General features: G+C 53.0%; 8 protein-coding genes. 6 read left to right on the forward strand and 2 right to left on the reverse strand.

Features of this window, described 5'->3' with window-relative positions:
• Window positions 1-88: 88 nt before the first annotated feature.
• Window positions 89-4,591, reverse strand: a complete 4,503-nt coding sequence (locus DOM54_RS10490; RefSeq protein ID WP_110716269.1) for an O-linked N-acetylglucosamine transferase family protein — start codon at window positions 4,589-4,591, stop codon at window positions 89-91.
• Between the two features lie 163 nt (window positions 4,592-4,754).
• The gene (locus DOM54_RS10495; protein WP_110716270.1) at window positions 4,755-5,651 is read right to left on the reverse strand and encodes a flagellin N-terminal helical domain-containing protein; all 897 of its coding nucleotides are present in this window, start codon (window positions 5,649-5,651) and stop codon (window positions 4,755-4,757) included.
• Window positions 5,652-6,170: 519 nt separating this feature from the next.
• On the opposite strand from DOM54_RS10495, the gene DOM54_RS20265 reads away from it, so the two are divergent.
• The 6 genes from DOM54_RS20265 (at window position 6,171) to murJ (ending at window position 12,236) form a co-directional block, all read left to right on the forward strand.
• Window positions 6,171-6,434 (forward strand): hypothetical protein, encoded by a 264-nt coding sequence (locus DOM54_RS20265; RefSeq protein ID WP_206019073.1) that lies wholly within the window; start codon window positions 6,171-6,173, stop codon window positions 6,432-6,434.
• A gap of 140 nt (window positions 6,435-6,574) precedes the next feature.
• Window positions 6,575-6,814 carry a hypothetical protein gene (locus DOM54_RS10505; protein WP_338067021.1) on the forward strand — a complete coding sequence of 80 codons (240 nt, stop codon included), beginning with the start codon at window positions 6,575-6,577 and terminating at the stop codon, window positions 6,812-6,814.
• Between the two features lie 140 nt (window positions 6,815-6,954).
• A complete protein-coding gene (locus tag DOM54_RS10510) occupies window positions 6,955-8,325 on the forward strand; it encodes an O-antigen ligase family protein (protein WP_110716271.1) in 1,371 nt (456 codons plus the stop codon).
• A 25-nt stretch (window positions 8,326-8,350) separates the two neighbouring features.
• Entirely contained in the window at window positions 8,351-9,463 is a 1,113-nt protein-coding gene (locus DOM54_RS10515) for a glycosyltransferase (RefSeq protein WP_162619830.1), read from the forward strand.
• A gap of 61 nt (window positions 9,464-9,524) precedes the next feature.
• Complete coding sequence (locus DOM54_RS10520) at window positions 9,525-10,691, forward strand: glycosyltransferase family 4 protein (protein ID WP_110716273.1); 1,167 nt, start codon at window positions 9,525-9,527, stop codon at window positions 10,689-10,691.
• A gap of 60 nt (window positions 10,692-10,751) precedes the next feature.
• A complete protein-coding gene (gene murJ / locus DOM54_RS10525; protein ID WP_110716274.1) occupies window positions 10,752-12,236 on the forward strand; it encodes a murein biosynthesis integral membrane protein MurJ in 1,485 nt (494 codons plus the stop codon).
• Window positions 12,237-12,239: the final 3 nt, after the last annotated feature.

Consider the following 12,239-nt stretch of genomic DNA (forward strand, 5'->3'; position numbering starts at 1 on the left):
ATAAATAGAACCCGGCCGGCTGCACGGAGCCGGCTTTGGGTTATTGAACTGACATCAAATCAGCATGCTAGAAACGTCTTTATCGTTACTATGATCTTTCATGCGCAACTTTGTTGTAATTTTCCAATATCCATGCCAAATGTTTTCTCGGTAGCGAGTTAGGCTCCAGATCAAAGCGTGCCATTCTACCCACGGTCTCGGTTGGCTCTGCCAATCTTTCTATCTCATGGTAGTAGTGCCGATCTGTATAATCATCGAAAAGCACGATGGTGGGCTTCTCGATCATCAAGAAGGTCGTTATAAAGCACGCTCGCCGAAATCTACCATCTATCAGAACCACATCTGGGTGCACGAAGTCATCGCGATGCCATGCTTGAGTCGGATATCGATGGAAATTGCGCCACTTTGCGTCATTCTTGAGTTTTGCCCAAAGACCAGTCTCGCCGACATCGACATGCATAATTTTTGGGCGCGACAAGAGATCGGTGGATTCGATATAGCGGTCCATGTTACGGGCCCAAGCAGCATCATTTTCCACTGAAGTAATGTGCTTGTTGGACATTTTAGCAGCGATGATCGTAGAGCCCCCACTCCCGTATTCGAGAATGACAGAGCTTTTCTGATATAGGTCGGTAATGTAACTTTCTACCTCTGGAGGTAAGGTGACCTTAGGTTCTACCAGTGCATTCCGGCTGTCATTTTGCTGTTCTGGAATCTTTCTATCGATTTTCGGAGAAAAGCGACTATCTTCTCCGTATGATTCACGGGCAGCAGGGTCCCGACTGATGAGTCCCTGGTTCTTGGCCTCCTGGAGAAGAGAAAAATGCCTTGATATTTGGGAGTGAAAAGCGTTCAGCAACACCAATGAGTCGGCCTGCTTGCGAAACTTTTCTCTGGCGTGATCCTGGCCACGAATATATTCGTGGATCAACACCGGGCCAGGGTCGTAAGCCTGTTTGCGGGCAGAATATCCCGCTTGAATTAGTCTATGCGAGATATCCACACCGCCATGGCCGAACAGTATGTAGTCTCCCCATCCTCCTATTTCGAAGAATGGCTTTGCTGCAAATGAGGCATTACCCTCCAGCTCCGGAGGAGCCGGGAACGGCTTGTCGGAGGGATAATAGTGGCTGGGTCCAGTCGACCCTGACGGCTGACGATAAACGCCCCGCAGTGAAATAATATCCCATTTTTTATGGGCCACAATGTGGCTGCTAATGAAACCCGGTTCAGGAATACCATCATCATCTACGAATAAAAGGAGAGGAGCGTCGCTGTATAGCGCGCCAATATTGCGTGCCAGATATGCACCCGCGTTTCCAGAAGTTTTTAGCCAAGTGTCTACCCAAGGCTCTATGGCTTTGAATTCCTCGTTTGGGCAACCGTTGTTGACAAAAACGATCTGTAAGCTTTTTCCGCCCTCCTCGCGAAGTTTTGAGAGGTTTTTCACGATTTCTGGTTTGAATCGATTTGCTATAACAATAGCCGATATATCGAAATCATCCCGATGGTTTTTCACGATTTCTTGAGATAGCCAGTAATCGTAGAGCGGCCTTTTGTGCTCCCAGTTTACCCTTGCTAACCGACTTTTTAGATGTTCTGTTTTTTCACTGGTCGCTAAGCTCTCTTTTTGTTCTAGTAGCGCATGAGTGAGAATGAAAAATGCGGCGTTATTGCTCTGTTGCCACTCGAGTAGGTCTTTGCAGCTTTCAACCAAACCATCGATTGCGCTTTTATCGAATCGATTCAGGTTGTCTGTCAGGCCGACTATGACAGCACCATTTTCTTGATCCAGGGGGCTTTCTTTACTTATCAACGAAATAATATCGTTGTAAGTGAGAAGATCTCCTTTACTGTCCTTCAGCGCATCGAGGCTGGAGTTCTCATTGCTTTCTTCGTTAAGTGAAGCTGATAGCGCCTTGAAATCTTCAATGCCGTAAAGGCTGTATGCAAGAAACGCCAGCTTCTTTTTCTGAGTCTCGCTTAAGGTAGATAGGCGGGCGTCATTTGGTATTAATAGTGCGTCGGCACTGATCAGTTGAGACGCTCGAAAGTCGGCTTTCGAGGCTGTGTCCTGTGCACTGGCGGCATATGAGGCCGAATGAAAACGATAGAATTGAAATCCGTTTTCATCGGCCCACCGAATCAAATCGCCTAGTTCTGCTTGTTTTTTATAGATTGGGTTGAATCTTATCTTAATCTGTAGGACAAGCGTATTTGCCAACGCCTGAGAACCATGGTCAAGAATTTTTAGATTGTCGTGCCGGTCATCGAGCGCCAGCAAATCGATGCTCTCCAGCCCTTCGATACCGTTCAAGGAAACGCTGGCGATATCGAATGTCTCAAGGTTGATGGCATCAGGTCTTTTCAATGGCTCAAGGGTGACAGGTTCTTCTCCCGTATCACTGAGTATCACGGGGGTCGGACGTCCATCTCCAAGGGTGACCTGGGGTAGGTGCTGCAGTTCGCCATATTGAGAAAGCTCACTCGCATTATCGAGCCCACAGGCGGGATCGAAGACCAGCATTGCCACGTGGCCGGTACCGAGCAGGCTCTTGATGTCGCCACGGTTGACGATATTGCAGCCATTTTCCAGAATCGTGATTGGGCTCTCCAGACCCCAATCGAACTCCCTTAGAAGCGTCGCGGGTATTTTGACGGGCTTGACTTCATCTTCGAACCAAGCTTGGCCGCCTTTGTTGAAAGTCAGGGCTGCCGGTGCCTTGTCTTCACAGTGGCGTTGCCAGATAGCTCGTATCGCTTTGTGCAGATTCCGGGCAAAGCGTGGGGCATCGCAGATGGGTGACTGTTCCAGATAAGTTCGTAGCGCAGCTCGGATCACTGCCAGACTCGGTAGGTCCGAAGCGAGGTCGAGAACACGCTTGCGGTAGTCGTCCCAGTTATCCGTCACCAATTCCGGCATGCCGGCGTTACACAGGTGGGTCGCGCTATGGCGGCCGGCAAAAGTAGGGCCGGTGTGAGTGACAACGGGAACGCCCATTAGCAGGGCTTCACATGTCGTCAGGCCGCCGGAGTACGGCCAGGTATCCAGCGCGATATCGACACGGTTGTAGCTCTCCAGTAGCTCCTTGTGCTGCGATGGACCTTCCAGTAGGACTCTCGACCGCTCGACGCCGTGTTTTTCCAGCGTCGTGAGTACGCGCTCGCACACCTCATCACTGCTGTACTGACCGCCTTTCAGGAATAGGCGGCTACCCGGCAGCTGTTGCAGGAGAATTGCCCACTCGGCCAGCAGAGTGTCGTTGACCTTGGCGGGATTGTTGAAGCAGCCGAAGGTGATGTAGCCATTGCTAAGAGAGGGGAGAGCGGTAATGGCCGGTTTGTAGCTCGGTGGCTGATAACAGATATAGTCGTCCGGCAGGCGGATGAGCTTTTCGGTATAGAGGTGGTCGACGCCCGCCGGGGTTTCATAGCTGTCACTCAGGAAGTAGTCGAATGCATCAATACCCATGCTGCTGATCTGCATGCCGACCCATTTGACAACAACGGGGGCCGGTTTCGTATCGACGGTCGGCAATCGGTTGAGACCGCCATGTCCGGCAAGCTCGATCAGAATATCGATATCGTCCTCAAAGATCCTCTCGGCGAGTTGGCGATGATTCAAGTGATAGACGGGCTTCCACTCGCAGGCCTGCTTGATGCGTTTGGCAATAGGATCATTGTCTCCGGCGTCGGTATCGGAATAAGCATGAATTTCGATATCGTCCGGGAGCTGCTCGAGGGCGCTACTGATCATCCAGCCAACCGGATGGGCGCGCAGGTTCCCCGACAGCAGGCCCACCCTTAACCGGCGATTCGGGGACGTATCCTTCTCACCGTGATCGAAGACTTGGGGCGGCTTGAAACGCGCGCTCCATTTTTTCGACTTCTGAAGGATGCTCTCTGCCGAGGCTTCTGGATCATAGTGCTTGGTCAGAATCTCATTGGAGTAGGCACCCGAATAGTCGGGTCTCAAGCGCAGGGCTTCTCGATAATGCCACTCGGCCTTTTTAAAGTCCGCCATATCCTTGTGGTAGTTGCCGAGGGTGTTGTGCACGGTAGGGTCTTTAGGTCTCAACGTATAAAGACGATTCAGGGCCTCCAGCCCTTCCTTGAACTTGAAATGGAGCGAGAGGATCACGCTGCGCATGGCCAGGACTTCTGCAGGAGAGTGACCTAGCTCCTCGGCTTTCGACAGAAACTTTTCTGCCTCCGAATAGGAGCCCATCTGGTAAAGCATATGACCCATGTTGAAATGGGCTTGGGCGTTGCCGGAATCGAGTTCGATACTACGGGCCTGCAATGTCTGGGCCCGCTGCTTCTCTCCCGACATGAAACAGGCTCGTGCCAGTGCCGTCAGCGTCAAGGGATCATCGGGATCGAGCGAGTAAGCTCTTTCCAGTGTCTCTTTGGCCTCATCGGGGACAATCTGCAGCTGACAGTTGCCCAAGGCTTTCCAGCCGAAAGCATCCTCGGGATAGTTCTGGACCAGTTTCTCGGCTTCCGTCATGGCGAGTTTGTGCTTGCCCTGCCGATAGAGGTCCATGAATTGTTTCTGACGGGAGGCGGGGGCTTGAAGACTCTGGCTCATAAGAATCCGTATTCCGATGTGGTGCTGACGAGGATTGGATCAGCTTCCCACACTCGAAGAGATTCGAAGCGACGAAGTGATGTCACTCCAAGCCTTTTATCGTCGCGAACCGAAACGTAAAAAGGCCGGCATATTGCCGGCCTCCTTTACTGCCTTGGCGTGCTTACTGGAGCAGTGACAGAACGCTCTGCGGAGACTGGTTGGCCTGGGCCAGGACCGAGGTGCCGGCCTGCTGCAGGATGTTGGCGCGTGTCATGTTGGAGACTTCGACCGCATAGTCGGCGTCTTCGATGCGCGAACGTGCGGCGGACAGGTTGGTCGAGGTCGTGGTGATGTTGTCGATAGCAGTCTCGAAACGGTTCTGGACCGCACCGAGGTTGCTACGCTCGTTGTCGACGTTGTTGAGCTTGTTGTCCAGAATGGCGAGTGCACTGCTGGCGAGCACGTCGAAGCCGTTGGTGCTGACAGCGCGGCTTTCGCCGTTGACAGAGGCTGCGGCCGCAGTAGCGGTGCTGGTGTACATGTTCCAGCCGGAGGTGCCAGTGCTGGAGGTACCGGAAGCGCTGGCGCCGCCGATGGTGATGCTGATGGTCTCGCCGTCTTTGGAACCGACCTGGATGCTGAAGGAAGAATCGCTGGCGTTGGTCTTGAACACGTTGGTCCCGTTGAAGGACGTTTGAGTCGTAACGCGGTTGATCTCTTCCAGGCGCTGGTTGACTTCCTTCTGGATGGAGTCGATGTCCTGGGCACTGTTGGTACCGTTCTGGGCCTGTACGGTCAGTTCACGGATACGCTGAAGGTTGTCGTTGATCTGATCCAGCGAGCCTTCGGCAGTCTGGGCCAGAGAGATGCCGTCGTTGGCGTTACGGCTGGCTTGGGTCAGGCCGGTGACGGTAGAGGTCATGCGGTTGGCGATGGCCTGGCCGGCAGCATCGTCCTTGGCGCTGTTGATGCGCAGACCGGAGGAGAGACGCTCCATCGCAGTCTGAAGTTGGCCCTGAGACTTGTTCAGGTTGTTCTGACCGATCAGGGAGGTGATGTTGGTATTGATAACTGCCATTGTCGTATTCCTTTCTCACTTGAGAGGGCAATTTGGGCCTGATCCGCTGCGCTCATGGCAGGTGTTGCCGGATCTTGCTGCAACGGCTCCGTCGCCGTTGTTCCAGTTATCGGCGCTCCCCGATGTCGCTTTAGCCTCGTTTGAGAAATTTTTGACGTACGTGGTTCGGGACTGGCAAGAGCGCCACCATGTGAGGCCGCATGGTTGTGGGGAATATGGTGACTGTATGAGACCTGACGGCAAAAAGCCGAGAAACAAAAGTCTTCTATAAGTTACCTGTTGTTACCTTTTTGGGCTTCCTCATCGAGTTTGTTGGATTCGGGCAAGCGAGGTCGCAACGGGCTCCAGGCCGTGGAGTGAGTGCCGGTCCAATACGAGCGTGTGATATTTACCTACGCATCCTGAGCGAAACGGGCGAACCTGCTCGTCGCGCGCTGCGCGGGCCCCGGCGTCGTTACGCCATCGTTTCCTATCCATCGGGGAGCGCATTGACCTGGCATCTGGATTATGTGGCGATCGATGTTCGAGACGCCCTCGGTAGGGTCGAATCGGGTGCGGGTGCGGGTGCGGGTGCGGGTGCGGGTGCGGGTGCGGGTGCGGGTGCTGGTCGTGGTGGGACTGGCCACGACGATGCCGGAGCCATTCTTGGCGACGCTGGACACGATCATTCCAGGTCACTATCGAACACCACTATTGATTCGGTCGTTCCCACGCTCACCCGCTTTTCCGGTCCCTGGCCTGGTCAAGCGCGGGCATGGTGATTTTTCGGGTGTCTTTCGCTAGACTGAGCCAGTCCGTGTCAATGGCAAAATGCTGAATCTCCTGTCGGCAAACAGTGACTCTTTCCGTGCTGACCAGAAGGCAGCACCGCTGACGATGCGTGGATTTCTCTTTTTCTTGATAGGGTTCCTTGATAAATCACTATGTCACGCACCATGAATGAACGTGAGAAGCTTCGTAAGTTTCGTGAACTTGATGATGCCTTTGCCGAAGCCCTGCGCGAGCTGGATGGCAGGCCCCGGCGAGCCGAGAAAGTATCGGTAGGTCAAAAAGATTCCGATTTCAAGGATCGCTTGCAACATCTGATGCAAGAATATGCTTTGAGTCAGCGCTGCGTGCATAAAATGTTGAGCACGCTGATGGAATATAAAAAAATATCGTGAGAATGGACGTCTGAATGACGCTGTCGTAGTTTTTTTGTGTTTTTAAAATTACCTGTCTTTGTATGGCATGAGCGGTAGCTGGAAGTTAGGCCGGTTGCTTCTAACCTCAATTCAACCCCGTAGTGGAAAGGATTCCGCTCATGACGCCCTCGATTAGCCTCGAAAGCCGGCTGGGTTTTGTTTTACTGTTGTCATTACCTCAATTTTTCGTCATTAAAGTGATGGGGATGTGGCTTCCTCTGGCTCTCGTAGCCGTTGTTCTGCTATTTCCTGAGTTAATAATTCGATACAAGAAACTGGCCAGAGATAGAACAGTTCTACTATTGATAGCGCTGATGGCGACACAATGCCTTGCTCTTGCATGGTCAGTTGATAAAGCACTGGGGATAAAATTCATTGTTTATGAGGCGATCTTTATCGTCGTGTTCTCAGCGGCAAAGCATAGTGATTGGGAAAAGCTTAGAAGGCAACCAGCCACATGGGCTTTTGCCCTAGGGTGCTATCTGTTAGCGGGATTCATTGTCGTTTGTCGTATCTTCCCGGAATTGGAGAACGCCTTCCTGTTATCCGAGTGGAGTGGTATTTTCATCAACCCCAATGTTCAGCAGGGGTTGGCCGATGGCAGCATCCGTAACAATGTTTTCGACCCAGTGAAAGCTGGCGGCATATTCGTCAACGCCAACGTGGCAAGCTGCTACCTGGGTATGCTTTCACTCTGTGCGTTGGCTTGTATCAAGCGCCCTCGGCTGGCTTGGGGCATCAGCCTTCCACTGCTCGTCGCCGTTTTTTCGACGGGATCGAAGACGGCGACGGTTATCTTGATCGGCCTGACCATTGTTTATCTGGCAGCTGCTTTCGTTCTGAAAAACCTCCAGGCCGCCAGAATGGCCCTGGTACTGGGAGCGATCACGGCGTCGATGATGATATTGTTCTACAGCTCGATTCCACAACAGTTCTTTGAGACGATCGCGAGTCAAGATATCGGCCAGGTTTCCGCGCCAACCGCGATTTCTGACGAACGGAACCCGCGAGGTGCGGCACTGGATAATGCTGAAGATTCGCTGAGCAGTCGACTGCTGATATGGCAATACGGCCTAGAGGCATTCGAAGAAAAGCCTATTGTCGGGCAAGGGTACGGGGGATGGCAGGAAGGGTTTTCCGGTTATGTCAAGAGACTGGGCGAGGAGGGGGTCGAGTTGCGCGATGGCTTTCCTCCGCATAATACCTTTATCTATCTCTGGAGCCAGAGCGGGGCACTGTCGGTTGTTTTTGCGATCCTGTTGTTATGGCATTGGAGCGGGATCTCTCTTTCAGCGATCGGCAAAAATCGTGAAAAAGAACATGGCCTTAGGATGGCGATGGCGTTGACGGGGGCGTGGGTCTGGTTGACCGTGCATGGCATGGGGGATAATACCGGGCTCCTTGGCGATGCTCATCAGGTGACACTGCTGGCGCTCGTCATTGCCGGGATCGACAATCTATCAGAAAGGAAGCGCGCTAGTGCAGCTTAAGCGAGTGGGCATATTTCGGAATCAATTGTTTAAGTTTTCCGAACCTTTCATAACTCAGCAGGCACAGGCGTTAACCCATTTCGAACCGGTTTATATCGGCAGGAAGCTGCTGGGTAGAGCGCCGGAGGGCGCAAGGTATCTATCGCTGGATCGTTCGCAGGGAACCGTCGCGCGGGGGAATCAAACGGTCAATGCACTGACTCGCCACCCCGGTGAGTACGTTCGACTTCTGAGGGATGAGCCGGTCGACATCATTCATGCCCACTTCGGCGTGGATGCCGTCTACGCGCTACCACTGACTAGAAGACTTGGCGTCCCGCTAGTCACCACGTTTCATGGGTTTGATGCCACGACCAGCAGAAGAGGGCTCCTGACATCCGGCTCTCCCGCTTGGTACCACTATTTGCTGTTTCGAAAGCAGCTGGCCCGAGATGGCGACGTCTTTCTTTGTGTATCGAACTATATCCGAGAGCGCGTGCTGGAACTGGGCTTTCCCGAAGAGAAGACCTTCGTCCACTACACGGGGATCGACTCTGCCATGATACCGCCCAGGGCGCCCGCCGCCGGAAGCAAGAAGATAGTTCACGTTGCAAGACTGGTGGAAAAGAAGGGGACGCGTTATCTCATTCAGGCATTCAATGAGTTGCTCCGGAAAATGCCGGGTTGCGAACTGGAAATCATCGGAGAGGGCCCTTTGGAAAAGGACCTCAAGGATCTCGTCGACTCCTTGAAGCTAAACGGGAAGGTCAATTTCCTGGGGTCGCTTCCGCACGATGCCGTCCTCTCAAGATTAGTCAGTGCTTCGGTCCTTGCCCTGCCCAGTGTCCAGGCGGCATCCGGGGACATGGAAGGTCTCGGAATGGTGCTGCTCGAGGCGGCAGCAATGGGGATTCCGCTAGTTGGTACTCATCATGGTGGTATACCGGAGGTAATCGTTCATGGAAAGACGGGCTTTCTCGTCGAGGAAAAATCCGTCACGAACCTCAAGAAATACCTTCTAGAGCTAGTCGCGGACGATGACACCAATGTCCGCATGGGACTGAATGCGAAGGTCATGGTACAGGACAGGTTTGAAATAAAGTGCCAGTCTAAAGTTCTTGAACGGATTTATGAATCAGTTCTAAAAGGCGCTTGTTGATATTGTTTTTAATTGTGGGTTCATCTTCTGGAGCGGTACCGCTGCCTTTTATTGGTGATTTATGAATCTTTCTAAGCTGCCGTTGTCGATCGTTCAAGTTGTCAGGGATGTAGGGCCTGGTGGAGGAATCAATGGCGTTGCCTACAATCTTGGTATTCAATTTAAAAGAAAAGGAATAGAGGCTCAGAATCTTACTCTCGGAAAAGCAAAAAAAGAGTCGATGGGTAGGTCGATTTTTTTTAGCAAAATAAAGCTAATGAAGGAGGTTGTCCAGTTTACAGTTTTTGGTACGTTGCGGGCAAGAAGGCAGTTTTTGAAATCAAGTGACCAATCTGTTGTTTTGTGCCATGCCGATGTGCTTTATGGCGACGTCTACGTAAACCATGGTCTCCATTTGGCCATGTTGAGGCGCTCAGAGAATAGGTTTAGGATTATTGTTAGAAATCCTTTTCATTTATTTTTGCTGTTGAGGGAGTGGCTTCGATTTTATTTTAATATTCATTCTGTCATTGTGTGTTTTAGTGATCGCGAAAAACGAGAGCTTCTTGAGGTTTATCCAAAAATAAAGAGTGAGGTAGTGGTGATACCCAATGGTATCGACCTGGATGTTTACCGGCCTGGCCTGCCCCAGGATAATTGTGGCCTGAGGCTGAGTTTTGGGTTGGATTTGGAAGACCTATGTTTGATTTTTGTTGGACATGAGTTTGATAGGAAAGGGTTGAAACTGGTTGTCGAAGCTTTGGCGTTGTTGCCGAAGCACGTTAAGCTTGTCGTGGTGGGAGGCGGGTCTCAGTCTAAAATAGACCAATACAAGAAGATTGCGGAAAAATTGGCTGTCGAAAATCGGGTCAAGTTTTTGGGGCAGAGGTCGGATGTCGCTGCTTTGCTAAATATGTGTGATCTCTTTGTTCTGCCATCTTTCTATGAGACTTGGGCATTGGTTGGGGTTGAATCCATGGCTTGTGGCCTGCCGGTTTTGATGTGCCCGGTTGGTGGGATAACTGAATATTTGCACGATGGTCATAATGGTTTTGAAATAACTCGAGATCCAAAAGATATAGCTGACAAAGTGAAGTACTTTATTGATGTTCCCTCTGCTGTGAGTCGCATGGGTGAAAAGGCAATATCGACGGCAAGGCAGTACGCTTGGTCGAGTGTGGCTGATTCCTATATTGCTCTCTTTCATAAAATTATTTGCGACAACCGCAACAGAGCGAACCGGCAGTAAAATGAAATTCCTGTTAACCTATGACATACCGGTTTGCGTTTGGTGGAAGGGGGACTGGGCATGATGAGAGCCATTGTTCAAGTCTTCAGCGGCAACCTCCTTTCAAAACTGTTGGGCGCGGTTCGTGAAGTCCTGACGGCAGCCTGTTTCGGAACCGGCGCGACGGCTGGTGCTTACCGGGTGGCTCAGACCGGCACGCTGGTCCCTGTCAACTTCTTCACCAGTGACAGCCTGAATGCCGCGTTCATCCCGCTCTACAAGCGTTATCTTGTCGAGTCCCCCGACAAGGCGATCGTCCTGCTCTGGGAAATTCTCGGGTTGTTCACGCTGTTGTCCGTCGCCATCGGCTACGGGCTTGCGGTACTGGCCCCCCTTTGGGTGGAGACGCTGGCGCCGGGGCTCGGTTCCGTCGCCACGACCACTGCCGTCGAGTTGCTGCGTATCATGGCGTTGGGCGTGCCTTTCTATCTCTGGAGCATGATCTTCATCTTCCAGGCGATGGCCCATGATGACTTCGTGCCCATGGCGCTGCGACCCTCCGTCCAGAATCTCGGCATGATCGCGGGTGTGCTGCTGGCCTATTTCACTGGCCACGTCAGCTGGTTGGCCTGGGGGTTCACCGCGAGTTACATGGGGCTCTTTGGCTGGAGCCTGTATCGGGCGGTCGTCACCCGCAGCCTTCGATGGTCGGAGGCGTGGCAGCGGGGTGAGTTGCGTGAGGTCGCACGGGCGTTCTGGCTCACTCTGAGGCCGCTGTTGCTGCTGCCCGTCATGCTTCAGGGCAATATCGTGACGGAACGGGCCGTCGCCTCGATGATCAGCCTGACCGCCGTGGCGGCGATCGACTACTCGCGCTTCGTCACCGAGACGATCATCCTGCTCCTCGCTATGCCGATCGCCTACGTTGGCCTGTCGAGCTGGAGCGTGCTGGGTCGAGAGGCGCTGGATCGACAACTCCGGCGGGTCACGATGCTGCTGTTGCTGATCGCGGTGCCCGGCAGCCTGTTTCTTTACGACAATGCGGTTTCGATCGTGGATGTCGTCTACGCCCGGGGAGCGTTCGATGCGGTCTCGTCCACGACCACGGCGGCCATTCTGCAAGGCGCCGCGATCGGGCTTTGGGCCCAGGTGGTGGGCTACGTGCTGATCAAGGCGCTCAACGCCAAAATGCGCAATCGCCAGGTCCTTTGGATCATGGCGGCTGCGCTTTTCGGCAACGTGATGACCAATCTGCTGCTCTACCGATGGCTGGGCGCCTGGACCTTGGGGTTGGGAAACGCCGTCTACGGCCTGCTGCTGTTCCTCGGAACGGTCTGGGCCTGTGGTCTCGTGAAATCGATCGGGCGTTACTTGCCGATCCTGGCCATCGCCTGTTGCGGATATCTTCTGTGTGGCCAGTGGATTCCGGCTCCCGACCATGAGTTGTCGCACCTATTTAGCAACGTGGTGTTCGCGGCTATCTACTGGTCGATCGTCGTCTTAGTGATACCTGCCTTCCGTCAGTGCATCGTCGATCTGATCCGGCAACGTAAAGTCAGGAGTTGAGTG

The organism is Salinicola acroporae (assembly GCF_003206615.1).
GTDB lineage: Bacteria > Pseudomonadota > Gammaproteobacteria > Pseudomonadales > Halomonadaceae > Salinicola > Salinicola acroporae.